Source organism: Rhodoferax sp. GW822-FHT02D07 (assembly GCF_058802405.1).
Map to the genome: position 1 here is coordinate 572,758 of NZ_JBXAOD010000002.1, position 24,439 is coordinate 597,196.

Here is a 24,439-nt window from a genome sequence, read left to right on the forward strand (position 1 = left end):
CACAGTAGCCATGTCCAGCCCCCTCTTCCGCCCTCACGGAGCAGCCCAGGTCGAGCGATCCGGCTCCGTCCTGACCGTGCACATGCGGGGCGACTGGAACCCGGAAATGCGCCGCCTGGTGGCCCAGCAGATGATGGAGCACGTGCCGCAACTCAGCGGGCTGGGGCCCTGGGGCATCATTAACCACCTGCACGACACCCTGGTCTACAGCGAAGAAATCTATGCCCAGACCCGCCAGGACTACGCGGCGCGACCGCCACACTCGCTGTTGCGCGCCGTGGCCTTTGTGATCGACTCGCGCGTGGAAGGAGCCCGCCTGCTCAAGCCCCGCTTTGAGGTCCTGCTGGATGGTGTCATCGAATCCCGCGTTTTTTCTGACAGCGCCAGCGCGCAGAACTGGATACAGCAGCAGCTGGCCGCGGGCTGAAAAAACTAAAATCAGGGGGTGAACACCATCCTGAACATCTCCACCTACAAGTTTGTGCCACTGAACGACGCGCCCGCGCTGCGCGAACTGCTGCTGGCGCGTGCCACGGCACTGAACCTCAAGGGCACCATCCTGCTGGCCGAGGAAGGCATCAACATGTTCCTGGCCGGACCGGCCGATGATGTGCGCGGCTTTGTGGCCCAGTTGCATACCGACCCGCGTTTTGCCGATATCAACCCCAAGGAAAGCTGGTCGGACACACATCCCTTCAAGAAGATGCTGGTGAAGGTCAAGGGCGAAATCATCCGCATGAACCATCCCGCCATCAAGCCGGCCGATGGCCGCGCGCCGGCGGTGGCACCGGCGACTGTCAAGCGTTGGCTGGACCAGGGCCACGACGATGAGGGCCGCCCCGTGGTGACGCTGGACACACGCAACGACTTCGAGGTAGACGAAGGCACCTTCGATGGCGCCATTGACTGGCGCATCACCAAATTCACCGAATTCCCCGGTGCGCTGCGCAGCCACCTGGATGAGCTGAAGGACAAGACCGTGGTGAGCTTTTGCACCGGTGGCATCCGCTGCGAGAAAGCCGCCATTCTGATGCGCGAAGAGGGACTGGAACACGTCTACCAGCTCGAAGGCGGCATCCTCAAATACTTCGAAGAAACCGATGGCAGCCACTACCACGGCGGCTGCTTTGTCTTTGACGAGCGCCGCGCCCTGGGCGCCGACCTGCAGACCGTGGGCCTGGCAGCCGGCGAAGACCAGCCCGCCTGAGCCAGCTAGCGCAGCTTGGTCACCGGCTGGCTGGTGAGCTTGGCGCGCTGCATCCAGTCAAACACCGAATCCACCGTCACCGTTTCAATGCGGTCGGAAAACCGCTTGGAATTGGGGTGGTCGTCGAAGGCGATGTTGGCCGCCGTCATGCGGCCACCCAGACGTGTCAGAGCGCCGATCTTCAGTGGGGTGGGCTGGTAGTCGCGTGACTGCAACCAGGCCTGTGCCTGCTCCCGCCCGACCTGCCCTCCCCGGTCCGTGCCACCCATGGCCAGCGCCAGGGTTTCTATGGCCCACTGGTTGGACTGCTGGTACTTCTGGCTCCAGGCATAGCTCACCATGCTGTAGGGCCTGTGGTGCAGCGAGACGGAGCGCGGCTCGTCGCGCAACACCTTCAGCAGCTGGGCCTGTACCTCAGGTGTAGGCATCGCCCAGGCCGCTTCGTAGCGCCATAGGTCATCCAGAAAAAATTCGCCCAGCCCCTGGCGGTAAATGGCCGATACGGCCGTGCCGCAGAGGTTGAGCTTGTGCAGCACACGCCAGACATGACCGTTGGCACCATCGGGCTGGCGGTAGGCAAAGCCCAGGTGCGAGTAGTACACGCCGTACTTGCTCAGGTCTTGCCCGGCGCGGGCCAGCACCACCACATCCGCACCACTGGCGTCCAGCGCGGTGAGCGTGCGCGCAGCCAGCCCCATGCCACGCTCCAGCACGCTGGATTTCAGCGGCAACTGCACATCGCAGTTGCGCCCCGCCAGGGCTTGCGCAGGCGCCAGAGCCACCCCAGCCAGCACGCCGCCGGTTACCCACCCGGCAAGCCGGGCCCTGCATACCATGCTGATGCTCACAAGGCCACGCGCTCGTTGTGCAACAGGGCGCGGCCCAAGGCGTTGGGAATGAAAGCCAGCACTTCACCCGCCGCAGACAGCACAGTGCCTGCGCCGATCACGCTCACCGTCACGGCAGTGCCGACGGCTGCGGAGGCCAATATGGCGCCACCCGACGCCACCTGCACGCTGACCTGGGCACCATCCGACGCACGCTCCAGCAGGTAGACCGTGCCCTTGGCGCTGACCTCGATGGTCTTGATCACCAGCACCGTGCCGGCTGTGGACAGCATGACCGGAATGGCCACCACTGCCCCCGCCGCTGCGCTGGCACCCACCACCACCGAGGCCACCGGCATGGCCGAGATGGCGCTCAGGGCCGAGGCTTCACTCTGGGCCTGGGCATGAAAACTGGCTCCAGCCCCCACCAACAGTGCGCAAACAGCTACCAAAACAGTAGCAATCGGACGACGAACAGGCGTGTGCATACGAGGCTCCTTTCGGACGTTGGCTTACTCAGTGTCAGCGCTGGCGCGCTGCATGCGGCCCTGCAGGCGGGCTTCGGCCATGTCAGCCTCGTGACGGTCGCGCAGGGTCTTGGCCAGGGTGAAGGTGCAGGTGATGAGGTAGAGCCAGCTCACGCCCAGGAAGGCCTTGTAGGTGTCGTTCACCTCCATGCGCACCAGGCCCCAGCCTGTCAGGCCCATGGCCAGGAAGAAGCCGCCCCACACCACCATGCCGAACATGGGGGTGTCGCCACCACGGTCATCGCGACGGTTGCGCTCGTTGTCGCGCACAAACTTCGCCAGCACGAAGGCCGCAGAGAGGCAGAAGAAGTAGCCCATCACCATGAACACGCGGTCCAGATCGGCACCGGGCAGATAGGCCAAGCCCACTGCGCAGAGAAAAACCGCCAGACCGAAAGACACCCAGACCTGCAGCGTCCAGGCCTTGGTGTCGCGTTGAATCAGAACTTTGGAAGCAACTTGCATGGTGATCCCCGAAAAAGAAGGAAAGAAAATGAAGACGAAACGGATGCTAGCCAGCCCCGGAGCCCAAGTCTCGCGAAACTAAAGCAGTAGAAATAGACACAACAAGAAGTACCGGATTACGGTACTTTCAGGTCCCCAGAAGGGCCGCCACACGCTGCTGCAGCAACGCAGGTTGCACCTCGCTGGATGCCAGCGGCGCGCCAGCGTTCAGGCCCACGCGGGTAAACATACCCCGGCGGAAGGGACGCACCATGGCGTCACCCTGCTCCACGCGGCTGAAGAAGGAGCCCCAGAGGTTGGTCAGCGCCATGGGGATGACCTGCACCGGCACGCCTGCAGCCTGGGTGCGCTCCAGAATCTTCATGATGCCGCCCTTGAACTCCTGCAGCTTGCCGTCGCGGGTGATGCCGCCTTCAGGGAAGATGCAGACCAGATCACCCTCGCCCAGCTTGCCGGCTGCCGCCTCGAAGGCCGACTCATAAGCCTGCGGGTCTTGCGTGCGCGGCGCGATGGGGATGGCCTTGGCCAGGCGGAACAGCCAGCCCAGCACGGGCACCTTGAAGATCTGGTGGTCCATGATGAAGTAGATGGGGCGCGGGCTGGCCGCCATGAGCAGCACCGCGTCCACAAAGCTCACGTGGTTGCACACCAGGATGGCGGCACCGGTGGTGGGGATGTTGTCATCGCCCTGCACCTTGAAGCGGTAGACACAGCGCGACAGCACCCAGGCCACAAAGCGCAGTAGGTACTCGGGCACCAGCAGGAAGATATAGCCCGCCACCACCGCATTGGCCAGGCCGGTGAACAGGAAGATCTGCGGAATGCTGAAGCCCGCCCCCAGCAGCGCACCGGCGATGACCGAGCTGGCGATCATGAACAGCGCGTTGAGGATGTTGTTGGCCGCGATGATGCGGGCGCGGTGCGTGGGCTGGCTGCGCATCTGGATCAGCGCATACATGGGCACGCTGTAGAGGCCGGCGAAAAGGCTCAGCAGCATCAGGTCCATCAACACGCGCCAGTTCGCGCCCACGTCCAGAAAGGCGCCCACGCCCATGGCCGCGCTGGCGGGCAGGCCTCGGGTGGCGAAGTACAGGTCGATGGAAAACACGCTCATGCCAATGGCGCCCAGCGGCACCAGACCGATCTCCACCTGGCGGCGGCTCAGGATCTCGCACAGCAGCGAGCCCACGCCAATACCAATAGAGAACACCACCAGCAGCAGCGAGGCCACATGTTCATCGCCATGCAGCACTTCCTTGGCCAGGCTGGGGAACTGGCTCAGGAACACAGCGCCGAAGAACCACATCCAGCTGATGCCCAGCAGCGAGCGGAACACCACCACGTTTTCGTTGGCCAGTTTGAGGTTGCGCCAGGTCTCCGTCACCGGGTTCCAGTTGATCTTGAGCTGCGGATCGGTGGCGGGCGAATCGGGAATCCAGTGCGCGGTCAGGCGCCCCACAATGGCCATGCCCACACAGGCAAAGCCCACGTGGTGCGCGCCAATCTCGGGCACGGCAATGATGAGCCCGCCGGCCACATTGCCCAGCAGGATGGCCACAAAGGTGCCCATTTCCACCATGCCATTGCCACCGGTCAGCTCCCGCTCGTTCAGCACCTGCGGCAGGTAGGCAAACTTGACCGGACCAAACAGCGTGGAGTGCACGCCCATGAGGAAGGTGCAGAGCAGCAGCACCGGAATCTGGGCGCTGAAAAAGCCCCAGGCCGCCAGCGCCATGATGAAGATCTCCAGCCGCTTCACAAAGATGATGAGAATGCGCTTGTCGTACTTGTCTGCCAGCTGGCCGCTGGTAGCGGAGAACAGCAGAAACGGCAGGATGAACAGCGCACCGATGACCAGACCGGCCATAGCCGGCGGCAGCCAGCTCACTTGCAGCTGGTAGGTCACCATCACGGTGAAGGCGAATTTGAAGAGGTTGTCGTTCGCGGCGCCGGAGAACTGCGTCCAGAAGAAAGGCGCAAACCGGCGCTGTGACAGCAGCGCGAACTGATTGGGGTGCTCGGGGTGACTCATATGCATTCCTCGGGTCTGTGGGTCATCGTTGCATGCAGGTCACTTGAGGCTCAGGCCCAGTGACTCTTGTGTTGGGCGCCATTGTGCATGAGGCGCAAGACCGGCCAGGCGGCACACGCAGCAGCCACGTGTTTGAGGCTGTGGCCAGATACCCAGCCGCCGCTCAACGCATACACGGGGTGGTCTGCGAGCTCCAGAAACTTGGCCAATCCATACCAGCCGATGCTGGCCAGCAGCGGCAAACTCCAGGCTCCGGCCAAAGGCCTGCGCATGGCCATGACCACTACCAGCAACACGCCGCCGCCCTGCAGCACAGCCCAGGGCAGCAGATTGCCGTTGTGCCACCACAGCAGCACGCTCAGCGGGCCCAGCGCCAGCACCAGGGCGGCTACCAAACTGCCCATGCGCAGGCTTACGCGGTCTGCCACCGCAGCCCCCAGCAGGCCGGCAAACGCCAGCACCATGCCGCCGCGGTCAATGGCCAGACCGGTGTTGTCCGGCTGCCAGTGGTAGTAGCTGGAGCAGGCTGCAGTCACAAGCAAGCCTGCAAAGAAAAGCGCTGCCAATTGCCAACGGGCGTCACCCCGCAATGCGGCGCCCTGCTCCGCCACGCGCACCAGTCCCCACATGCCGAACACGGCAAACGGCAGGTTAGACAGCACGTCCATCGCGTGGGGCAGGCCCGGCCAGCCGCGCTGGTCCGCAAAGGCGTGGTAGTCCGCGTACTGCGCCACCGCCGGTCCGAACACGGCCAGACAGACTGCGGCCAGCAAGCCGAGCAGCAGCAGCACTTCTGCGCGTGACAGGCGGGACCGCCCGGGCGCCAGCGGCTGGGAGGAAGACAGGGAGTGAAGCAACATACATGTGTCTCTTGAGGCTTGTGATGGACGCAGTGTGCAAAGCCGCCCCCTTTACATCATCAAAAAGTGCCTCCGTATTGCACCCATCGCCACAAAGTATCAATAATCGATACTTATGAGCACCACCACCGACCTGGTCATCGCCCTCAAGAAGGAACTCAAGGCCGCCCAGATGACCTATGCCGACCTAGCCGTCGCGCTGGGTATGGCCGAATCCAGCGTGAAGCGCATGCTGGCCAAGGGCGACATGCCGCTCTCCCGCATTGACGCCATCTGCCGCGCGCTAACGCTGGACTTTGCCGACCTGGCCCGTACGGTGGCGGACAACCAGCCCCTGCTCAACCAGCTGACGCAGGCGCAGGAGAGTGCCGTGGTGGCCGACAAAAAGCTGCTGCTGGTGGCCATCAGCGTGCTGAGCCACTGGACGCTGGAACAGATCGTCGGCAGCTACCGGCTGAGCGAGGCCGAATGCATCCAGGCGCTCGCCCAGCTGGACCGCATCGGCATCATCGAGCTGCGCCCGCTCAACCGCTACCGGCTCAAGCTGGCCAAGACCTTCCGCTGGCGCCCGCACGGGCCGGTGATGACCTTCTTCCGCGAGCACGCGTTGCTGGACTATTTCTCCGGCGGCTTTGACGGCAATGACGAAGGCCTGATGTTGGTGCACGGCTCCATCAGCCGCAGCCTGGCACCAGCCTTCCTGGAACGCATGCAGCGCGTGGCGCTGGATTTTTCACGCCAACACCTGGCGGACCAGAAGGTGCCAGAGCATGAGCGCGAGGGATACACCCTGCTGTTGGCGATTCGGCGGTGGGAGTTTGGAGCCTTTACGCAGTTGCGGCGCTAGGAACTCTGGCTCCCCAAATTCTCAATAACCAAGGCATCCAGCGACGGCAATGAACTTCCAGTTCTGGAAGTTATAGGCATCGGGTGCCAGCGTGGCCAGCCGGACGAGTTCCTGCATTTACGTGTTGCTGACCGGACGTATTGTGTCAAACGCATTTGCAGAAATACGGGATTCGATGAGTTTTTGGACCGTGGACATGGTTGTCTCCTGATGCGATTGAGGGGGGAAGATTTATTCGGTTAGCCCGGCGACGTCCTGCATGCGGCGCGAGATTTCTGAATTGCGTTTGAGCAGAAAGGCATGCAAAAGCTCGGGGTAGTTCGGCCGAACAGCAGCCTTGACTGACGGACGACTTTGCAGGGCGCTACGCCACTGACAGACTCGGGGTACGTTGGTGAAGACACCAAAATCGCCAATCGTGTCGAAGACGTCGAAATACCGAAATACGGGACCAAAGGCAGCGTCCACAAGACGGAAAGTCGCGCCGTCAAAGAAGGGGCCCTGATTGCCCGCTGCTGCCAGTTCAGCCTCCAACTGGCGGAACTTGCTGTTGATCTCTGCTGCCTTCGCATCGAACGTCTTTGTATCTTGTGCGCAATACAAGCCGCCGATGCCGTTCAAGGTGGCAGATGCAAACTCCATCCATGACCGGTGACGCGCACGCTGCAACGGATCGGCGGGATGGAGGGCAGGAACTTGCGTGTCTTCCAGGTATTCGCAAATCACCGCTGACTCAAAAATCGGTTGCCCGTCCACCAGCAAGACCGGCGTCTTGCCCAGGGGTGAAATCTTGAGGAACCAATCAGGCTTGTTGGCAAGGTCAATGTCAATGCGCTCAAACTCGACCTTCTTTTCATTGAGAGCGATAACTGCGCGCTGAACGTAAGGGCACAACACGTGGCTGACGAGCGTAAGTTTTTGGGTCATGGCGTTCACCTCAGAGGCTGGGTGTAAAACGCTGTGATGCACGGGTGGTGCAGGCACCGTCACCCAGAAGCCAAAGCGCTAGCGACGCCACAGTGAGAAAAACGGGGTACTCCCATCCACCGTTTGGGCTGGTATGAACCCAGCCGTTGCCAAAGTGTACCGATGCGGCCACAGCCATTACCGGAACCAGTGCCAATGAAACCTGCCGGGCATAAAAGCCCAGTGCCAAGGCGATGCCACCCAGCAACTCAACCGCGAAGACCGGATAAGCCAAGAACCCAGGAAGGCCGATGCTCTGAAAGAACTGGGCTGTGCCAGGGAGTGTGAATACAAGCAGCTTGAGCAAGGCATGTGCAATCCACATGACGCCAAGGCTTACGCGCAAGAGCATGATTCCAAAGCTGGTTGATCGTGTGTCTCGGTTTGAAGTCATTGCATGGTTCCATTGAAGTTGCGAAGAATGGAATGTAGTTTTGCGATTTCGCAATTGAAATAGGCAAAAATTCAAACTATGAATGCAAAAACGCAATACAAAATTTCCGCTGCAGACCTGGAAGTCGTTTTGGCGCTGAGCCGCACTGGCACCCTCGCCATGGCCGGAGAGCGCTTAGGCCAGGACGCATCGACTGTCTTCAGAAGCCTTCAAAGGATCGAAAAGGGAATGGGGCAACGCCTGTTTGAACGATCCCGTCAGGGATACCAGAGTTCTGAGCTCGCGCAAGAATTGGCCACCGAGGCAGAACAGATGGAAGTGCATCTGGAGGCAGCTCGTTCGTTGACCCAACTCAGTCCTGAACATGTCTCTGGATCAGTGCGGATAACTACAACCGACACGATCCTTCATGCCCTGGTAGCACCCGCGCTACATGCCTTGCACAAGCAATATCCCTTGCTGTCGTTTGATCTGCACGCGGGTAATGAGCTTGCAAGCCTCACGCGAAGAGATGCTGACATTGCTGTGCGTGCCACACGTCGGCCTCCGAACCACCTTGTGGGAAAGCATGTAGGTCCCATTCGCGTGGCCGTTTATGCCGCCCGCTCTTCATCTGTACGCAAGTTTGACGAAACTTTGGCCAGAGACTATTGCTGGATTGCGCCTGATGATGCTTTGCCCGAACATCCATCTGTGGTCTGGCGCAAAAAGCATTTCCCAAAGGTCATGCCCACTTACCGTGTTAACAGCATTCTGACGGTGGCAGATTTGGTTGCGAAGGATTTCGGCATTGGACTGCTCCCACTGTTTCTTGCGGAAGGCAATGTGCAACTTCGAAGAATCTCAGACGTGCTGGACGAGTGCCAGACAGAGTTATGGCTGCTAACCCATACCGAATCCCGACACCTGCGTCGCGTCTCCACCGTTTTCAGCCACTTGTCGCAGTGCCTTAGTTTGGAATAGTCGGCGGAATCCATGGTGATGAATGGCAACTCAACGAGCTTCAATCCGGGGACTGCTCCGAACTTGACATCGGCAATCATCAGCGAATGATGGCGACTGGGCCCTACCCATCTCAGCAACCGACCCAAATCGGCCCTCTAGCAACCCGGATTCATGACCCGCAAGCGGACATTCAACGGAAGCTTACAAGGTAGGTACGATGGGCAGTCTATGAACGCCTTAGCAGAAGCACTTGTCTAGCAACGGGGTACGTTGCCGCCCAATGTGATGCGCCCGATTGCGACCGAGCAATTTGGGTCAAAAATGAGGTGAGCAGTGCATTGACAAATTGTTACAAGTCGCCGACGATTTGATTTCGGCTCAACAAACAACCAACTAACAGGGGGAATCAATGCTGAAGAAACTGCTATGGGCGACGATGTTTGTCTTTGCGCTAATCCCACAAATTGCAAGCGCACAAGTTGGGGTCATCTTGGGTGGAGTTGTCGTCAAAGATGCACTAAACAAACTAAATGAAAACGTCACGGGCAAGATCACACAGGCCGCAATGTCTGGTGATTACCTTATGGAAAAAGCTGCACGTGAGCTGCAGATGTTGCTGGCCAATTCTGATGTCGTGTTGAAAGACAACACAGACCGCACGTTCGACAAACTGACACAACAACAGCAGCAATTTCTCAAAAGTGCGCTGGAGATGAGCAACAACTTGGATTCATTGGCCAACAGGGTCATGAGTATCGAGCAGTTCGCAGCGATGGACCTCAATACCATTCTTGGGCAACTTCCATTCATTAAGGCTGACACCTTCCTTCTGCGACAGGTGCGTGGGTATAGCCAGGTCTACCGGGAGAAGGGTTCTTACAAAGTCCAATTCACCGGACAAGCCTTTAAAAGAAATCGTCAAGTCAAGGTCTCCGTCAATGGGCAAGCGATCCAGTTGCTGCCATTCTCACAGGACTACGTGGCAGTAGCCGAAGTGCCAGTGGAGTTAGTCAATGCCGCTTTTGACGATCGCAAAGTGCAACGCCTGAAAATCAAAGTGGAGTCGTGGGAGCAACGTGGACGTATCGCAGCCGCTCTCTTTGGTGCGCAGAAAAAAATCTTGGACTACGAGACTGAATTACTACTTCTACCAAAACGACCAACAAGCTTGGAGCTGTTGGAGGTGACCGCGGGCAAGGGTTGGAGCGATCAAGTGCTTTCTGTATCTGCACAAGGAATGGCCTATCCGACGGGTTCTAGCGGCAATTGGCGTACCTACGAAGTATCAGTCGCGATTCCAATGGGTACTCATATGATTCAGGAGCGGACCAATAGCTGGGTATCCGCAGGTGTTGGTGCAGGTACATGGGGTAATTGGTGCTCCGGGTACACCTTCTCCGACCTAGGGGACGGAGGACCGCAGCGAGTCAGCCGTCAGTTCTGCCACCAGATTCACGACCAGAGTCGCACATTGGTCATTGAGGCCTTCTACCGCAAGCCTGTTGTGGTGGAGGGGCGGCGTCTAGTTCCCTTGAAAGAGGCCTTGTCAGGCGCTGAGGCAAAGGATGGCCTAGCTTACGGTGTACTTTATGAAGGTGCCTTTACCAACGAATACGCAGGCTTCTATGCGGGATTCAAGCTGTTCAATGGACAGGTGATACAGCTCACACAGTCCTCTGCTGGCGAAGCTGGAATTGAAATCCAGCCCAACATTCAGTCGGGTATCAAGAAAGTGACTGTAAAGCTGAATAACCCTTACGAGAAACTGCTCGACTGATGGAATCAGCAGAATACGAATACTCGGCCGCCACTTGCAATTGATCTCTGTGTGTCCACAGTTTTAGCCCCTTCAACTCAAGGAGCTCATCGTGGAAGTGTCTAAGTTAAAAGCAGTCGTTGTTCGACTTCCGCTCCTGGCCCTCAGCTGCCCAACAATCGTTGAAGGGCGGGAAGCAGCTCGCGATAGCGGTTCAAAAATCCATTGTTGTCGGAATGCCTAGACGCACGTGCAACGAAAAAGAGTTCGTTGCGTATCTCCGATAGTGAAGAGCGTCGCTGCTCGCGAGCAGCGGCGGCCGCGTCCTTAAATGAGCCGTATGCTTCGTAGCCATTGAACGACATTGCAAACTCGAAGATGGCCTGTTCGTCGTCCGGACTTGGTAAGTCGGCCAACTTCAAGGTTGCTGTCTCTGACATTTATTTTCCCCTCTTAACGTACCGCCCGAAAGCAGACATTGTCCAACGCCTGCTCGTGGCCCAAGGCAGCTGCTGGCAATGACATCTCCCCAACTGCAGAAACAGAAAAGCCTCCTGTGCTCGCACACAGGAGGCTCAAAGTAAGCGCCTAGCGCCGATTGCTTAACCGCGCTTGGCAGCCAGCGCAGCAATGCGCTCGCCGTACTTGCGGCCGGTTTCCAGGTCACCGGCGTTCATCTCGTCCGCGCTGGCATCGCCAGGGGTTTGGGCGATGGGGCCGGCGTTGGAGGCCAGGTAGTTGATGTCCGTCCGCTGCGAACCCTTGTGGTTGTTGTAGGCCATGCCGGTGCCAGCCCACAGGCCGCCGTGTTGCATGGCCAGGGTCATGAAGTAGTGCAGTGTGGAGTGCTTGTCGCCGTCCACGTTGGCGCTGTTGGTGAAGCCGCCAAAGATCTTGTCTTTCCAGGCTTGCACATACCAGGGCTTGCTGGAGGCATCAGCAAACTTCTTGAACTGCCAGCTCACGCTGCCCATGTAGGTGGGCGAACCGAAAATGATCGCGTCAGCGGCGGCCAGGGTGTCCCAGGCGGCTTCGGGCACATTGCCTTCGGCGTCGATGGTGATCAGATCCGCGCCGGCGCCTTGCGCCACGGACTGGGCCAGGCGCTGGGTGTGGCCATAACCGGAATGGAAAACGACTGCTACTTTTGCCATGTCAAAACTCCTTGGTTAAAAAAGAAAGTACGAAACGCAAAAAGGGCCCGCACGCGGCGGGCCCGGGACCACAAATTAACGACCTTGCTTGGCGTCCAGGCTCAGCTTGCCGGGGCCAAAGGCCACCAGAGCCAGCAGACCGCCCGCAATGGCGATGTTCTTCATGAACATGATCTGGTTGATCATGACCTGCTCAGCGGGCATGGACCAGTAGGCGTGGAAGAAGATACCGGCCACGACCGAGAAGATGGCCAGGGCCAGGGCGGCCAAACGGGTCTGGAAGCCCAGCAGCAGGGCCAGGCCGCCGCCCGCTTCAGCCAGGATGGCCAGCACGGCGCCTACGGCAGGCAGGGGCAGGCCCACGGAGCTGATGTAGCCCACGGTACCGGCAAAGCCGGCGATCTTGCTAATGCCGGCAGGCAAAAACAGGGCAGCCAGCAGAATGCGCGCGGCCAGGGCCAGGGGGTTTTGGAACTTGTCAAACATGAGGATCTCCTTCGTCGGTTAAAAAATAAAGCTCAGGCCTCCAGGTCGAACACCAAGACTTCGGCGTCCTTCCCGTGGGCCAGTTCAATCCGGCTTTCGCCTTCCAGCAGTGCAGCGTCGCCCGGGTTGAGCTTGGCTCCATTCACCTCCACCGCGCCACGCAGTACCTGTACATAGGCTTTGCGTGCGGGGTCCAGGTCCAGTTGCGCCTGTTGTCCGTCATCGAACAGGCCGCTATACAGTTTGGCATCCGCGTGGATCAGCACGCTGCCTTCAGCGCCGTCGGGCGACGCTACCAGCCGGAGCTTTCCCTCTTTCTCGGCAGGGGCAAAGCTTTTTTGCTCGTAGCTGGGCGGGATGCCGCGCACATTGGGTTCAATCCAGATCTGGAAGAAGTGCGTGGTCTCGCCTTGGGCGTGGTTGAACTCGCTATGCATCACTCCGGTGCCTGCGCTCATGCGCTGCACGTCGCCGGGCGGGATGCCCTTGACGTTGCCCATGCTGTCCTTGTGGGCCAAGTTGCCGGACATCACGTAGCTGATGATTTCCATGTCGCGGTGGCCATGGGTGCCAAAGCCGGTACCGGGGGCGATGCGGTCTTCGTTGATGACGCGCAGGTTGCCCCAGCCCATGTGGGCCGGGTCGTAGTAGCCGGCAAAAGAAAAGCTGTGGAACGACTTGAGCCAGCCGTGATCGGCGTGGCCGCGGTCCTGGGATTTGCGTAAGGTCAACATGGTGGACTCCTTTCGTGTCGTCGCTGGTATGGACTGAACTTTAGGACTGGCAAGGCACTTTTCCATCCACGCTGTTTGATGGCATCATTCAAACAAATTCAACTTAAATGCACCAACCATGCAAAACGCCCGCGACTTTCTGACCCCTGACGCGCTCGCCATGCTGCAAACCATTGCGGCCGCCGGCAGCTTTGCTGCGGCAGCGCGCGAGATGGGCATGGTGCCCAGCGCCCTCACCTACCGGGTGCGCCAGATCGAGGATGCGCTGGACGTGTTGCTCTACGACCGCAGCTCGCGCCAGGCGCGGCTCACCGAAGCGGGCGCCGAGCTGCTGCGCGAGGGCTCGCGCCTGCTGGAGGAAATCGATGCCGTGGCCAACCGCGTCAAGCGCGTGGCTACGGGCTGGGAGCCGCAGTTCACCATTGCCATCGACACCGTCATCTCCAAGCCCACCATCATGGAGTTGTGCGATGCCTTCTTCAGCCAGTCGCCGCCCACACGCATCCGCATCCGCGAAGAAACACTGTCGGGCACGCTGGAGGCGCTAAGTACCGGGCAGGCCGACCTTGCCATCGGCGTGGGCCCGGATTCGGCCCGCACGGCCGGTGTTCACAGCAAGCCACTGGGCCACATCACCTTCGTCTACGCTGTGGCGCCGCACCACCCGCTGGCCAGCGCCCCAGAGCCGCTGACGGACGAGATGATTCGCAAGTACCGCGCGGTGGCCGTGGCGGACTCCATCCAGCGCGGCGCGGGCGAGACCTTTGGCCTGCTCAGCGGGCAGGACGTATTCACCGTGCCCACCATGCACGCCAAGCTCGACGCGCAACTGCGCGGCCTGGGCGGCGGCAACCTGCCGCGCTGCATGGCCGACAGCTACATCGAAACCGGCCGCCTCGTCGTCAAGCGCACCGAGCGCGCCCAGCGCCAGGTGCCCCTGCACTACGCCTGGCGCCAGGGCAAAACCACCACCCAGGGCCGCACCCAGCAGTGGTGGTTGCAGCAACTGGAAAGCCCCACCACACGCCTGGCCCTGCTCGAAGAGCACCGCAGCAGCTGAAACCCCGAGCAACTCGTCTGGACGGCCCCGCCCACCGTGTATAAAGGGACCAAGACAACAACCGGAGACCGCGCCCATGACATCCTCCCGACACTTTGCCATCGTGGGCGCCGGCATGGCCGCCATCACTTGTGCGCGCACCTTGATGCAGGCGGGCCACCGGGTCACCGTCTTCGAAAAAAGCCACCGCCCCGGTGGGCGCATGTCCACGCGCGACAGCGCCTTTGGCACCTTTGACCACGGCGCCCAGTACTTCACCGTGCGCGACCCACGCTTTGCGCTGGCGCTGCAGACCACGCCCGGTCTGTGCCGCCCCTGGAGCGCCAACACCGTGCGCGTGCTGGACTCGCACGGCCGCGTGGCCGCTGCCGGCCTGCCCCCGCGCGACCCGCACTGGGTGCCAGCCCCTGGCATGAACGCCCTGGTACAAGCCTGGGCCAAGCCCCTGCTGGCCACAGGCAACGTGGAGCTGAACACGCGCGTAGTCCGCATCGCCCCCGACGCACTCAACAAGGCGCAGTGGGAATTGCACACCACCGGTGCCGACGACAGCCAGCACGTCTTCAGCGGCTTTGACGCCGTGGTGCTGGCCATTCCCCACCCGCAGGCGCAAGCCCTGCTGGCTACGAGCCCCAAGGGTGCGGCCCTGGCCAAGAAGACCTTAGCCGTCTCGGTGGCGCCGTGCTGGACGCTGATGCTGGCTTACCCGCAGGCCGTGCAGCCCGGCCTCACCACCCTGGGCCCGCAATGGAACGCCGCGCGCAGCACCCACCACCGCGTGGCCTGGCTCACGCGCGAATCGAGCAAGCCCGGCCGCAGCCGCGTAGAACGCTGGACCGTGCAGGCCAGCGCCGCGTGGTCCCAAGAACATCTGCAGGACGACCCGGGCCGCGTGCAGGCCAAGCTCATCAAGGCCTTTGCCGAGATCACCGGCATCCGCGCCGAACCGGCCCACGCTGAAGTGCACCGCTGGATGTACGCCAAGACCGAACAGCCCCTGGGCACCAGCCACCTCTGGGACGACAAGGCCGGCCTCGGTGTCTGCGGCGACTGGTGTCTGGGCCACCGCGTGGAAGACGCGTTCATCTCCGGCTTGGAACTCGCTCTGCAAATCGCTTGAAGTACAGAGGTCGCTTCGCTCCCTCTCCTACCGGCCTGCTCCACGCGGGCTCGCTGGTAGCCGCCCTGGCCAGCTGGCTGGACGCACGCGCACACCACGGCGCATGGCTGGTGCGCATCGAAGACGTGGACACGCCGCGCTGCGTACCCGGCGCGGACACCACCATCCTGCAGCAACTGGCCGCCTGCGGCCTGTTCCCTGACGAAGCGCCGGTGTGGCAAAGCGCGCGTGGCGCGCAGTACCAGCAGGCGCTGGACCAACTGGTGAGGGCCGGCTTGGCCTACCCCTGCGCCTGTTCGCGCAAGGACATCGAGCTGGCGCTGGCCAGTTTGGGCGGCGGCAAGCCGCGCCATGGCGAGCTGGTCTACCCCGGCACCTGCCGCAGTGGCTTGCGTGGCAAGCCGGGCCGCGCCTGGCGACTGCGCACCGACAGCGCCATTTACAAGGAAAAATTGCCACCAGCCCCCATGGATATTGCGCGAGCAGCTCCTGAATCCATAGCAAATAACGTGCTGTATTGGAACGACCAGCGCCTGGGCGCGCAGCAGCAGAACGTGGAACAGGCGGTGGGCGACTTTGTGCTCAAGCGCGCCGATGGCCTCTGGGCCTACCAGCTGGCGGTGGTGGTGGACGACGCGGCGCAGGGCATCACGCATGTGGTGCGCGGCGAAGACCTGGCCGACAACACGGCACGCCAGATCCTGCTGCAGCGCGCGCTGGGCTTGCCCACGCCCAACTACCTGCACACGCCGCTAGTCATGGGCCTGGATGGACACAAGCTCAGCAAGCAGAACGGTGCCACCGCCATAGACACCGCAACACCCCAGGCCGCCCAAGAGGCCCTGCGGCAGGCAGCGCAGGCACTGGGTCTGCCAGCAGCGTCAGAGGCGTCATCCACCGCAGATTGCCTGGCCGGCTGGACGCAGGCCTGGCCCGGGCTTTACGGCAGGGGCTGACCGGCAGGCGACACCACGTCGCCCTCGCGGTCACTGCGCCGCTTCTTCATTTGGGCCTTGGCCTCGTACATGCGCTGGTCGGCCTGCGCAATGCACTGGGCCAGCGACTGCTGCGCACTCTCGCGCAGCGCGTAGCCCAGCGCCGCGCTGGGTGCGCCCCAGGCTTCAGACACCGCCGGCACACGGGCAGCCTGGCAGCGCTGGCGCAGCGCGTCCATGCCAGCCTGGGCCTGCTCGGCATCGGTAGCCAGCAGCACGATGAGGAACTCGTCACCCCCCATGCGGAAGCAATGCCCCTGCGGCCACTGCTCGCGCACCAGGCTGGCAAACAGGCGCAACAGGGCATCGCCCGCGGCATGGCCGTGGTTGTCATTGACCAGCTTGAGGTTGTTGAGGTCAGCCACCACCACCGCCTGCGGGTAGGTGTGCGGCAGGGCCTTGCCGACCTTGTCGTTGAAATAGTTGCGGTTGTGGAAGCCGGTGAGCGTGTCGGTATAGAGAACGTGTTCGCGCTCCGTGAGGAACTGGGTGCGCGCCTTCTGCACGGCCAACTTGCGCACCACACGGATCACCAGCAGCAGGATGCCACCCAGCGCCACCAGCAGCACCGCCACGATCAGGATGAGTCGGCGGTTGGCCTCGTTGCGCAGCGCCGGCACGCTCTGGATGCCGGCGTACTTGGCGTCCTCGAAGCGGATCAGCGGGATCACCTTGTCCATGATGGAGGCCAGCTCGGGCTGGCGCCGGCTCACCCCGAAATAGACAAAGGAATCCTTGGAAGTGTTGCCGCGCTTGACCAGGTCGGTATAGCCCAGGCCATTGATGTAGAACTCCACCACCGTGGGGTTCTCGATCATGTAGTCCACCTCGCCATCGCGCACCATGCGCAGCGACTCCACGATGTCATTGGTGCGCACGATCTGCGGGTTCTTGAGGTTCTTCTGCAGGTATTCCTCGTGCCAGAAGCCGTCGATCACCGCCACACGCCGACCATCCAGGTCGTACACATCGGGCACCGGCGGGCTGCTCTTGCGGCCCACGATGATGTCACGCTCGGTGCTGATGGCGTGGGGAAACAGGAAGTCCTTGAGCCGGTCTTCCGTGCGGGCCATGTTGACCACATCCACCCCACCGGCGCGGGCCCGGTTCATCACTTCTGCAAACGGCGCACTCACCACGCTGAAGCGGATGCCCACCGTGTCGCCAACGCGCTTGAGCATCTCGCCCGCGATGCCACGGTACTCGCCCTTCTCGTAGTAGTCAAAAGGCAGGTAGTCCTCGGCCACGCCCACTACGGCCGTGCCGCTCTGCTCCAGCCAGCGCAGCTCGGCCTCGCTCAGACGCAGGATCTTGCGGTTATAGAGGCGCTGGGCCGCGCTTTTCATCTCGCCAATGGCGGCCTCGCGCTGCGCGATGTAGCGGTCCAGTATCTGGGCCAGCAGTTGCTGGTCACGCGCCACGGCCATGGTCATGTCGGAGGTAATGGCACGCAGCTCGGCCACCAGCGCCAGCTTGGGGTGGGCGTAGAGGAACTCGTACTCCAGCCCGCCACCGGCGGTCACAAAGCCGTCCACCTCGCCACGCTCCAGCGCGCGCAGGCCAGCTTCCTGCTCGTCAAACTCCACGCGCTGCAGATGGACGTTGGGAAACTCACGCGGCAGCTGCTCGATCACGAAGTCGTTGCGGATGAAGCCGATGCGTTTTCCATCCAGATCGCCCAGGGATTGCACCGCCGAATCCTTGCGCCCAAACACGGTGTAGGGGTACTTCCAGACCGGGCGCGTGAAGCGCATGATGCGCTCGCGCTCCGGCGTGGGGTTGGCGCCATAGAGGATGTCGATCTGCCCCGCCACAAAGCGGCTGTAGGCATCGTCCCAGCCCTTGACTTGGGCGGGCACCACCTGCAGGCCCAGCTGCAGCTGCATGTCCTTGAGCAGCGCATGCAAGAGACCCATGCGCTGCCCGCGGAATTCGAAGCTGTCCATGCCGGCATAGGGATCGAACCCCACCGTATAGGTCTTGCCGCGGTGCGCGTCCAGCCAAGCCTGCTCGTCCGTCCCCAGCAGCAGCGCCGACGAGCCCCCGGCCTGCGCCAGACCCGCCAGCAGGCAGCCCAGCCCCATCAGCACCAGGCCACGCAGGGCAGACAGACGACGCTGGATCGCAGGGAACAGGGGCACCAACAGTCTCCGGAAGTTCAGGCGATTGTGTACGGTGCGGCGGCCTGCGGACAAGGGATAAACCCGGCCTGGAGCCGGTGGGCCGCGTCAATGGACAGAGCCCGCTGGCTGCCCGAGAGGGCCAGCAGCCGCATCACCACTTGGGCAGAATGCGTTCGCCAGGCATCAGCGCATACGGGTCCACCCAGCCGGGCAGCACCTTCATGCGCTGCGCCCAGGCGCCCACATGGGGGTAGCGGGTGTGCAGGTCCAGGCCGTTTTCTTCTTCGGGGTAGAAGGCGTAGCCGCTCATGGAGAAATCGGCAATCGTAGGCGTGCTGCCCACCATGAAAGGTGTCTTGGCCAGGTGCTTGTTGGCAATGTCAAAAGCCACCTCCAGCCGGCCCTTGAGCCAGGCCATCACGGCTGGATCGGGCGCCACGGGGCCAAAAGACTTGCTGAAGCGGTAGCTGGCAAAGTAGCTGGTGAACTTGTGGTTGTCGAACAGCATCCAGCGCAGCACTTCCAGCTTTTCTTCCGGCGTGGTGCCGCCATAGGCGCCGTGCTTGTCGGCCAGATAGGTGAGGATGGCGCCGGACTGCGTGATGCGGCGTGCGCCGTCTTCGAGGATGGGGGCCTCGCCCATTTCGTTGTTGGATTCGCGCCATGCAGGATCGCGCGAGGCACCGTTCATGAAATCCACAAACACCGGCTCATAGGGCTGGCCCAGCGCGCGCAGGAAGAAGGCGACCTTGAAACTGTTGCCCGATTGGGCGAAGCAATGCAATTTGTACATGGTTCACATCACAGGTTGAAAAGAAAGCTCACAGGTCCTGCACATAGCCGCGCTCTGCGGCCAGTGCCTGGTCGGCAAAGATGGCCATGGCAGTGCGCATGCGCCAGAAGCCGAACTTGCGGTAGAAGGGCTCCTTGCCCGGCACCGCATAGAGAATGATTTTTCCGTGGCCGCGCGAGCAGTCCACCAGGCGCTGCACCAGCTGCGCACCCAGGCCTTGCCCCTGGTAGTTGGGCAGCAAGGCCACGTCGCAGACGTAGGCGCAGTCCACGCCATCGGCCAACACCCGCCCGGCGCCGACCAGGACCCCGTTGTCATGCACAAAGCAGCGGTACATGCTGTTGCCATAGGCGGTTTTCAGGCCCTCGGCGGTCTTGTTGCCCAGGGGCGCGGCGCGGTACAGGGCCGCGAGTTCGTCCCAATCCATGGTTTCGATGGCATCCGACCAGACCAGTGACATGCGCAGTTTCTCCTCGCGGCGGCGGGCAACGGGTGTGGCCCCTCTGCGTTATAGCAGCCCCCGCCGGACCGCCCTCCCTACAATGCAGGCCTGACTTTTCTTCTACCGACCATGACCTCCTCCGCCCCGGACACCCCTGAGACCCCCGCCACCGACAGCCCGGAGGCCGCCAAGCCCTTCATGCGCACCATCAAGAGCTTTGTGAAGCGTGCAGGCCGTATGGGCAGTGGGCAGGAGCGTGCCATGGCCGAGCTGGGCCCCAAATTCCTGGTGCCCTACCAGCCAACTGCTATTGATTTCGAAGCTGCTTACGCAGAAGCTGCGCGGGCTGCAGGCCAAAAACATGCTGAACGCCCGCTGGTACTGGAAATCGGCTTTGGCATGGGCGAAGCCACCGCCAAGATTGCCGCCACGCTGCCAGACACCAACTTTCTCTGCTGCGAGGTGCATGAGCCGGGCGTGGGCGCCCTGCTCAAGCGCATTGGCGAAAACAACATCACCAACATCCGCATCTGCAACCACGACGCAGTGGAAGTCATCGACCACATGCTGCCCCTGGCCAGCCTGGACGGCGTGCATATCTTCTTCCCCGACCCCTGGCACAAGACCAAGCACAACAAGCGCCGCCTGATCCAGAGCCCGCTGGTGGCCAAGCTGGCCGCGCGCCTCAAGCCCGGTGGCTACCTGCACGCCGCCACCGACTGGGAGCCCTACGCCCAGCAGATTCTGGAAGTGCTCACCGCCGAACCCAAGCTGAAGAACCGCGCCCTGCCCGACCACCCCGAGCTGGGCGGCTACGCGCCCAAGCCGCACTACCGCCCCCTCACCAAGTTTGAGAACCGCGGCATCAAGCTCGGGCACGGCGTGTGGGACGTGGTGTTCGAGCGCCGCTGAAAACTGCCCTGCGAGCATGAGCCGCTACCGGCCCAATGCCCCGCCTGCGCGCCAGGGCGTGAGCCCAAGCTGCGTAGTGCTGCCACCGGGCCCCTGGCCCACGCTGCTCGACTTTTTTGCCCAGCGCTTCCCGGCCGTGTCGCGGGCAGACTGGCAAACCCGCCTTGACAGCGGCGATGTCATCGACGCCGAAGGTCGCCTGGCCCGCCCCGACGATGCCCCCGCGCCCGGCCGACGCCTCTACTATTACCGCGCGCTGACCCAGGAGCCGCGCATCCCCTTCGAAGCCACTGTGCTCTGGCAAGACAGCGAGCTGCTGGTGGCCGACAAGCCGCACTTCCTGCCCGTCATTCCCTCGGGCAAGTACCTGCAGGAGACCCTGCTGGTGCGGCTGAAGGCGCAGTTGGGGCTCGAGCATCTCTCGCCCATCCACCGCATTGACCGCGACACGGCGGGCCTGGTGCTGTTCTCCGTGAACCCTGGCACGCGCGGCGCCTACCAGGCCCTGTTCCGCGACCGGGTGGTGGACAAGACCTACGAATGCGTGGCCCGCTGGGCCCCCGCCCTGCCCTGGCCCATCCACCGCGAGAGCCATATCGGCGAGTCCGCCCATTTCATGCAACAGACCGAGGTGCCCGGCCCGGTCAACGCCGTCACCGACATCGCCCCATTGGAGGTGCTGGGCGACTGGGCCCGCTACGAACTGCGCCCGCTGACCGGCCAGCGCCACCAGCTGCGCGTGCACATGGCGGCGCTGGGCCTGCCCATCGCGTTTGATGGCATCTACCCCGTGCTGACACCCGAGGGCGATTTTGACCACGCCCGCCCCCTGCAACTGCTGGCGCGGCAGATTGCCTTTACCGACCCGGTGAGCGGCCAAGCACGCCGCTTTGCCAGCCAGCGTGGACTGCTGCCCCTTCAGGATTTTCAATGAAAATGGCACCCAGCCCCTGTGGATACTACGCGAGCAGCTCCTGAATTCATAGCAATCCAGACGCCCCATATAGCGCAGTACACTGCGCGGGCGTCCAGCGTGTTCAACCGGGTCCGAGGTGTTTTTGAACAAGAAACAAACCATCACCATGGCAATCATGGCCAGCCTCTTGGCAGGGGCCATACCCATCGCGGTCACGCTGGAGATGGCCCAGCGCCAGGCCCTGAAGGCCAACCAGCAAGACTTGCTGGAGTACGCAGAGGCAGTGCTGCAACGCTCCGAACGCGCCACCCGGCAGGTCTACACCGGCATCGCCCTGCTGCAGGCCGCACAGGCGCAAGACCCCTGCTCCACCGAGCAGATTGCCCGCATGGGCGAAATTGACCTTGTCTCCGCCGACATCCAGGCCATGGGCTACATCGCCAACGGGCAACTGCTGTGCACCTCGTACGGCAAGCTGGCCCAGCCCTTCACGCTGCCGCGCAACAATGTGCCAGCGGCACCCAGCCAGGATGGCGTAACCCTGTACACCCAGGTCCAGCTGCCGTTTGCCCCGGGCATGACCTTCATCATCGTGGAACGCGGCGGCTATGCCGCTATCGTGCACGAGGCCATCACCATCGACATCCCCACGCCACCCGAGGTGTCGGTAGCCACCTTCTCCACCCGCAACAACAGCTTCCGCTCCAGCCGGGGGCCCATACAGCGCAACTGGATTGACCACCCGCGCACCAACGGCCGGGCCACCTTCATTTCCGATGGATTTCTGGTGGCCACCATGGACTCCGGCAACTTCACCACCATCACCCTGGCAGCGCTGCCACTGGCGCGGCTGAAAGAGCACACCACGGCGACCATCAAGGAGCTGCTGCCCCTGGGCATCCTGGCAGGGCTGGCGTTGGCCGTGCTGGCCTTTCTGGTGACGCGCCAGCAAATGGCCCTTCCGGCCATGATCCGCAGTGGCCTGCGACGCAAGGAGTTCTATCTGGTCTACCAGCCCATCGTGGACCTGAAAACGCGCCGTTGCATTGGCGCCGAAGCCCTGCTGCGCTGGCGCCACCGCGATGGCAGCCACACCGGGCCGGACCAGTTCATCCCCGTGGCGGAGTCCTCCGGCCTGATCCAGGCCCTGACCCAACGCGTCCTCCAGCTGTGTGCCCATGACCTGGGCGACCTGCTCACCCGCTACCCGGAGCTGCACATCGGCGTCAACCTGTCCTCGGCCGACCTGCATTCGCCGCAAATCCTCGACCAATTGCAAATGCTGCAACAGCGCAGTGGCGCCGGGCCCCGGCAGCTGGTGGTGGAGGCGACGGAGCGCGGCCTGATGGACGCGACCCGCGTGCGCGAGGTCATCAAACGCATCCGCGCGCTAGGCATCGAGATGGCGGTGGACGACTTTGGCACGGGTTACTCCAGCCTGTCCTACCTGGGCACCTTCGAGCTGGACTACCTGAAGATCGACAAGTCCTTTGTGGACACGCTGGGTACCGGCGCCGCCACCAGCCATGTGGCCATGCACATCATCGACATGGCCAAGGACTTGCAGCTCACCATGATTGCGGAGGGCGTGGAAACCGAAGCCCAGGCCGGCCTGCTGCAGGCACGCGGTGTGCAATTCGCCCAGGGCTGGCTGTTTGGCAAGCCCATGCCCATGGCGCAGCTGGTCGCGCTGCTGGAGCAACAAGCGCGCACCTAGGGGTGCGGTTGTTTCCCGGGCCCACCAGGCGCCGACGCCGGGCGCCGGGCCTGTTCCAGCGCTTCGGGGTCGCCCCGGCGCAAGCCTTCCGACAACTCGCGTGCCGCATCGGCACGCTTGGCGGCATACGTCTGCAGGGCCTCCAGCGCCGCCGCCGAGGGCGCCGCACCGCCCGGCGCAGCCGCCGCCAGGCGCTCGAAACTCAAGGCGTAGCGGTCGGCCACCTCGGCATCGATGCGGCCCGCCAACTGCTCAAAACTCTGGCCATCCCGCTCACCCGCCTGCAACAGGCTGTCCCAGCGCTGGCTCAGGCGCTGGTCTTCCTGCAGAAACTGGGCAATGCCGGCGCGCGCACGCAGCTCTTCACCCATCAGATAGGGCGGCGCCGGCACGGCGCGCCACAGCGCCACCACCATGCCCAGCAACGCCAGCGCCGATACCAGACGCCAGCGCCGCACTGGCGGGCTCTGCGCCGTCCACGGGCGCGCCAGCAAACCACCCCAGAGCGCGCCCGCCAACAGGCCGCCGCCATGGGCCGCGTTGTCAATGCCCGGCAGCAGAAAGCCCAACCCCAGCATCAGCCCCGTGAACAAGAGCGCGCCACCAAACAGCCAACGGAAGTCGGTACGGTCCACCTGTGCGCGTTCGCGCCACAGAAACACCAGCAAGGCCCCGTAGAGGCTGAACACCGCACCCGAGGCCCCGCCCGACACCGCCTCATTGCCCCGCACCACCAACGACACCGCGTTGCCCAGCACACCGCTGCCCAGGTACAGGAGCGCAAAGCGCCCGTGCCCCAGCAGGCGCTCCATGAGCCGCCCCACATCCCACAGCGCCCACATGTTGAGCGCCAGATGCAGCACGCCAAAGTGCACAAACATGGCCGTACCCAGACGCCACCACTGCCCGTCCTGCGTGGCCGGCCCGAAGTTGGCCCCCCAGGCCAGCGGCACGCCCTGGGCCGCATGCCACCAGCCCGCACCCGCCAGCTGCATGGCCAGAAACACCAGCACGTTCAGCCCCAGCAGCGCGCACACCGCGGGCGCCGTATGCGCGGGGCTGCGCATGAGCTCAATCAGGTCAGGACGGGAGGAAGAAGACGACAAGGCGGATGGGGATCAGGACAACAAAGGCGTATTACACACGCCCTGCAAGACCCGC

At 62.7% G+C, this 24,439-nt stretch carries 26 protein-coding genes; 11 read left to right on the forward strand and 15 right to left on the reverse strand.

The genetic code is table 11. The features are described from left to right. The first annotated feature begins 10 nt into the window (after positions 1–10). Both AC1RNN_RS07335 and AC1RNN_RS07340 read left to right on the forward strand, forming a co-directional pair. On the forward strand, positions 11–427 hold the full coding sequence (locus AC1RNN_RS07335) for a hypothetical protein (RefSeq protein ID WP_493087383.1): 417 nt from the start codon (positions 11–13) through the stop codon (positions 425–427). Positions 428–445: 18 nt separating this feature from the next. After that, positions 446–1,207 carry a sulfurtransferase gene (locus AC1RNN_RS07340; protein ID WP_493087382.1) on the forward strand — a complete coding sequence of 254 codons (762 nt, stop codon included), beginning with the start codon at positions 446–448 and terminating at the stop codon, positions 1,205–1,207. Between the two features lie 5 nt (positions 1,208–1,212). On the opposite strand, the gene AC1RNN_RS07345 is transcribed toward AC1RNN_RS07340, so the two are convergent. The 5 genes from AC1RNN_RS07345 to AC1RNN_RS07365 all read right to left on the reverse strand — a co-directional run bounded on the left by AC1RNN_RS07345 (position 1,213) and on the right by AC1RNN_RS07365 (position 5,918). Then, positions 1,213–2,043, reverse strand: a complete 831-nt coding sequence (locus AC1RNN_RS07345) for a DUF2145 domain-containing protein (RefSeq protein WP_493088222.1) — start codon at positions 2,041–2,043, stop codon at positions 1,213–1,215. 8 nt (positions 2,044–2,051) lie between these two features. Next, positions 2,052–2,522, reverse strand: a complete 471-nt coding sequence (locus AC1RNN_RS07350; RefSeq protein ID WP_493087380.1) for a hypothetical protein — start codon at positions 2,520–2,522, stop codon at positions 2,052–2,054. 24 nt (positions 2,523–2,546) lie between these two features. Beyond that, positions 2,547–3,026 carry a YiaA/YiaB family inner membrane protein gene (locus tag AC1RNN_RS07355; protein ID WP_493087379.1) on the reverse strand — a complete coding sequence of 160 codons (480 nt, stop codon included), beginning with the start codon at positions 3,024–3,026 and terminating at the stop codon, positions 2,547–2,549. Positions 3,027–3,153: 127 nt separating this feature from the next. Continuing rightward, positions 3,154–5,064 carry an MFS transporter gene (locus tag AC1RNN_RS07360; protein ID WP_493087378.1) on the reverse strand — a complete coding sequence of 637 codons (1,911 nt, stop codon included), beginning with the start codon at positions 5,062–5,064 and terminating at the stop codon, positions 3,154–3,156. A 44-nt stretch (positions 5,065–5,108) separates the two neighbouring features. Beyond that, entirely contained in the window at positions 5,109–5,918 is an 810-nt protein-coding gene (locus tag AC1RNN_RS07365) for a hypothetical protein (protein WP_493087377.1), read from the reverse strand. 115 nt (positions 5,919–6,033) lie between these two features. On the opposite strand from AC1RNN_RS07365, the gene AC1RNN_RS07370 reads away from it, so the two are divergent. Next, a complete protein-coding gene (locus tag AC1RNN_RS07370) occupies positions 6,034–6,765 on the forward strand; it encodes a helix-turn-helix domain-containing protein (protein ID WP_493087375.1) in 732 nt (243 codons plus the stop codon). A gap of 231 nt (positions 6,766–6,996) precedes the next feature. Here AC1RNN_RS07370 and AC1RNN_RS07375 read toward each other — a convergent pair whose 3' ends face one another. Continuing rightward, positions 6,997–7,692, reverse strand: coding sequence for a glutathione S-transferase family protein (locus tag AC1RNN_RS07375; RefSeq protein ID WP_493087373.1), 696 nt, complete (start codon positions 7,690–7,692; stop codon positions 6,997–6,999). 10 nt (positions 7,693–7,702) lie between these two features. Beyond that, on the reverse strand, positions 7,703–8,083 hold the full coding sequence (locus AC1RNN_RS07380; RefSeq protein ID WP_493087372.1) for a DoxX family protein: 381 nt from the start codon (positions 8,081–8,083) through the stop codon (positions 7,703–7,705). A gap of 120 nt (positions 8,084–8,203) precedes the next feature. Here AC1RNN_RS07380 and AC1RNN_RS07385 point away from each other — a divergent pair, with 120 nt between their 5' ends. Next, complete coding sequence (locus tag AC1RNN_RS07385) at positions 8,204–9,088, forward strand: LysR family transcriptional regulator (protein ID WP_493087371.1); 885 nt, start codon at positions 8,204–8,206, stop codon at positions 9,086–9,088. Positions 9,089–9,479: 391 nt separating this feature from the next. Further along, positions 9,480–10,847, forward strand: coding sequence for a hypothetical protein (locus AC1RNN_RS07390; RefSeq protein WP_493087369.1), 1,368 nt, complete (start codon positions 9,480–9,482; stop codon positions 10,845–10,847). Between the two features lie 143 nt (positions 10,848–10,990). Here AC1RNN_RS07390 and AC1RNN_RS07395 read toward each other — a convergent pair whose 3' ends face one another. The 4 genes from AC1RNN_RS07395 to AC1RNN_RS07410 all read right to left on the reverse strand — a co-directional run bounded on the left by AC1RNN_RS07395 (position 10,991) and on the right by AC1RNN_RS07410 (position 13,200). Continuing rightward, positions 10,991–11,266: a hypothetical protein gene (locus AC1RNN_RS07395; RefSeq protein ID WP_493087368.1), complete on the reverse strand. Its 276-nt coding sequence runs from the start codon at positions 11,264–11,266 to the stop codon at positions 10,991–10,993. Between the two features lie 162 nt (positions 11,267–11,428). After that, positions 11,429–11,980, reverse strand: a complete 552-nt coding sequence (locus tag AC1RNN_RS07400; protein ID WP_493087367.1) for a flavodoxin family protein — start codon at positions 11,978–11,980, stop codon at positions 11,429–11,431. A gap of 75 nt (positions 11,981–12,055) precedes the next feature. Then, positions 12,056–12,466: a DoxX family protein gene (locus AC1RNN_RS07405; protein ID WP_493087365.1), complete on the reverse strand. Its 411-nt coding sequence runs from the start codon at positions 12,464–12,466 to the stop codon at positions 12,056–12,058. A gap of 32 nt (positions 12,467–12,498) precedes the next feature. After that, entirely contained in the window at positions 12,499–13,200 is a 702-nt protein-coding gene (locus AC1RNN_RS07410) for a pirin family protein (protein ID WP_493087363.1), read from the reverse strand. Between the two features lie 118 nt (positions 13,201–13,318). Here AC1RNN_RS07410 and AC1RNN_RS07415 point away from each other — a divergent pair, with 118 nt between their 5' ends. The 3 genes from AC1RNN_RS07415 (at position 13,319) to gluQRS (ending at position 16,336) form a co-directional block, all read left to right on the forward strand. Next, entirely contained in the window at positions 13,319–14,260 is a 942-nt protein-coding gene (locus AC1RNN_RS07415; protein WP_493087361.1) for a LysR family transcriptional regulator, read from the forward strand. A gap of 76 nt (positions 14,261–14,336) precedes the next feature. Continuing rightward, on the forward strand, positions 14,337–15,380 hold the full coding sequence (locus AC1RNN_RS07420; RefSeq protein ID WP_493087360.1) for an NAD(P)/FAD-dependent oxidoreductase: 1,044 nt from the start codon (positions 14,337–14,339) through the stop codon (positions 15,378–15,380). Then, positions 15,377–16,336: a tRNA glutamyl-Q(34) synthetase GluQRS gene (gene gluQRS, locus AC1RNN_RS07425; protein ID WP_493087358.1), complete on the forward strand. Its 960-nt coding sequence runs from the start codon at positions 15,377–15,379 to the stop codon at positions 16,334–16,336. The genes AC1RNN_RS07420 and gluQRS overlap by 4 nt, the downstream gene beginning before the upstream one ends. On the opposite strand, the gene AC1RNN_RS07430 is transcribed toward gluQRS, so the two are convergent. From AC1RNN_RS07430 to AC1RNN_RS07440, 3 genes are all read right to left on the reverse strand, one after another. Next, positions 16,321–18,516 carry a diguanylate cyclase domain-containing protein gene (locus AC1RNN_RS07430; RefSeq protein ID WP_493087356.1) on the reverse strand — a complete coding sequence of 732 codons (2,196 nt, stop codon included), beginning with the start codon at positions 18,514–18,516 and terminating at the stop codon, positions 16,321–16,323. The genes gluQRS and AC1RNN_RS07430 overlap by 16 nt on opposite strands. A 133-nt stretch (positions 18,517–18,649) precedes the next feature. Next, positions 18,650–19,291: a glutathione S-transferase family protein gene (locus AC1RNN_RS07435; protein ID WP_493087354.1), complete on the reverse strand. Its 642-nt coding sequence runs from the start codon at positions 19,289–19,291 to the stop codon at positions 18,650–18,652. A gap of 28 nt (positions 19,292–19,319) precedes the next feature. Continuing rightward, positions 19,320–19,751 carry a GNAT family N-acetyltransferase gene (locus AC1RNN_RS07440; RefSeq protein WP_493087352.1) on the reverse strand — a complete coding sequence of 144 codons (432 nt, stop codon included), beginning with the start codon at positions 19,749–19,751 and terminating at the stop codon, positions 19,320–19,322. Positions 19,752–19,862: 111 nt separating this feature from the next. On the opposite strand from AC1RNN_RS07440, the gene trmB reads away from it, so the two are divergent. The 3 genes from trmB to AC1RNN_RS07455 all read left to right on the forward strand — a co-directional run bounded on the left by trmB (position 19,863) and on the right by AC1RNN_RS07455 (position 23,278). After that, the gene (gene trmB / locus AC1RNN_RS07445) at positions 19,863–20,645 is read left to right on the forward strand and encodes a tRNA (guanosine(46)-N7)-methyltransferase TrmB (RefSeq protein WP_493087350.1); all 783 of its coding nucleotides are present in this window, start codon (positions 19,863–19,865) and stop codon (positions 20,643–20,645) included. A gap of 16 nt (positions 20,646–20,661) precedes the next feature. Beyond that, entirely contained in the window at positions 20,662–21,579 is a 918-nt protein-coding gene (locus AC1RNN_RS07450) for a pseudouridine synthase (RefSeq protein ID WP_493087348.1), read from the forward strand. Positions 21,580–21,727: 148 nt separating this feature from the next. Next, on the forward strand, positions 21,728–23,278 hold the full coding sequence (locus tag AC1RNN_RS07455; protein WP_493087346.1) for an EAL domain-containing protein: 1,551 nt from the start codon (positions 21,728–21,730) through the stop codon (positions 23,276–23,278). Here the strand turns inward: AC1RNN_RS07455 and AC1RNN_RS07460 are convergent. Beyond that, complete coding sequence (locus AC1RNN_RS07460; protein ID WP_493087344.1) at positions 23,275–24,384, reverse strand: rhomboid family intramembrane serine protease; 1,110 nt, start codon at positions 24,382–24,384, stop codon at positions 23,275–23,277. The two genes, AC1RNN_RS07455 and AC1RNN_RS07460, sit on opposite strands and share 4 nt — an antisense overlap. Positions 24,385–24,439: the final 55 nt, after the last annotated feature.

Bases quoted from the DNA above. Each gene is read 5' to 3' on its own strand.
- AC1RNN_RS07335 (WP_493087383.1), top strand. From the start codon at position 11: ATGTCCAGCCCCCTCTTCCGCCCTCACGGAGCAGCCCAGGTCGAGCGA.
- AC1RNN_RS07345 (WP_493088222.1), bottom strand. From the start codon at position 2,043: ATGGTATGCAGGGCCCGGCTTGCCGGGTGGGTAACCGGCGGCGTGCTG.
- AC1RNN_RS07350 (WP_493087380.1), bottom strand. From the start codon at position 2,522: ATGCACACGCCTGTTCGTCGTCCGATTGCTACTGTTTTGGTAGCTGTT.
- AC1RNN_RS07355 (WP_493087379.1), bottom strand. From the start codon at position 3,026: ATGCAAGTTGCTTCCAAAGTTCTGATTCAACGCGACACCAAGGCCTGG.
- AC1RNN_RS07360 (WP_493087378.1), bottom strand. From the start codon at position 5,064: ATGCATATGAGTCACCCCGAGCACCCCAATCAGTTCGCGCTGCTGTCA.
- AC1RNN_RS07365 (WP_493087377.1), bottom strand. From the start codon at position 5,918: ATGTTGCTTCACTCCCTGTCTTCCTCCCAGCCGCTGGCGCCCGGGCGG.
- AC1RNN_RS07370 (WP_493087375.1), top strand. From the start codon at position 6,034: ATGAGCACCACCACCGACCTGGTCATCGCCCTCAAGAAGGAACTCAAG.
- AC1RNN_RS07375 (WP_493087373.1), bottom strand. From the start codon at position 7,692: ATGACCCAAAAACTTACGCTCGTCAGCCACGTGTTGTGCCCTTACGTT.
- AC1RNN_RS07380 (WP_493087372.1), bottom strand. From the start codon at position 8,083: ATGCTCTTGCGCGTAAGCCTTGGCGTCATGTGGATTGCACATGCCTTG.
- AC1RNN_RS07385 (WP_493087371.1), top strand. From the start codon at position 8,204: ATGAATGCAAAAACGCAATACAAAATTTCCGCTGCAGACCTGGAAGTC.
- AC1RNN_RS07390 (WP_493087369.1), top strand. From the start codon at position 9,480: ATGCTGAAGAAACTGCTATGGGCGACGATGTTTGTCTTTGCGCTAATC.
- AC1RNN_RS07395 (WP_493087368.1), bottom strand. From the start codon at position 11,266: ATGTCAGAGACAGCAACCTTGAAGTTGGCCGACTTACCAAGTCCGGAC.
- AC1RNN_RS07400 (WP_493087367.1), bottom strand. From the start codon at position 11,980: ATGGCAAAAGTAGCAGTCGTTTTCCATTCCGGTTATGGCCACACCCAG.
- AC1RNN_RS07405 (WP_493087365.1), bottom strand. From the start codon at position 12,466: ATGTTTGACAAGTTCCAAAACCCCCTGGCCCTGGCCGCGCGCATTCTG.
- AC1RNN_RS07410 (WP_493087363.1), bottom strand. From the start codon at position 13,200: ATGTTGACCTTACGCAAATCCCAGGACCGCGGCCACGCCGATCACGGC.
- AC1RNN_RS07415 (WP_493087361.1), top strand. From the start codon at position 13,319: ATGCAAAACGCCCGCGACTTTCTGACCCCTGACGCGCTCGCCATGCTG.
- AC1RNN_RS07420 (WP_493087360.1), top strand. From the start codon at position 14,337: ATGACATCCTCCCGACACTTTGCCATCGTGGGCGCCGGCATGGCCGCC.
- AC1RNN_RS07435 (WP_493087354.1), bottom strand. From the start codon at position 19,291: ATGTACAAATTGCATTGCTTCGCCCAATCGGGCAACAGTTTCAAGGTC.
- AC1RNN_RS07440 (WP_493087352.1), bottom strand. From the start codon at position 19,751: ATGTCACTGGTCTGGTCGGATGCCATCGAAACCATGGATTGGGACGAA.
- trmB (WP_493087350.1), top strand. From the start codon at position 19,863: ATGACCTCCTCCGCCCCGGACACCCCTGAGACCCCCGCCACCGACAGC.
- AC1RNN_RS07450 (WP_493087348.1), top strand. From the start codon at position 20,662: ATGAGCCGCTACCGGCCCAATGCCCCGCCTGCGCGCCAGGGCGTGAGC.
- AC1RNN_RS07455 (WP_493087346.1), top strand. From the start codon at position 21,728: ATGGCAATCATGGCCAGCCTCTTGGCAGGGGCCATACCCATCGCGGTC.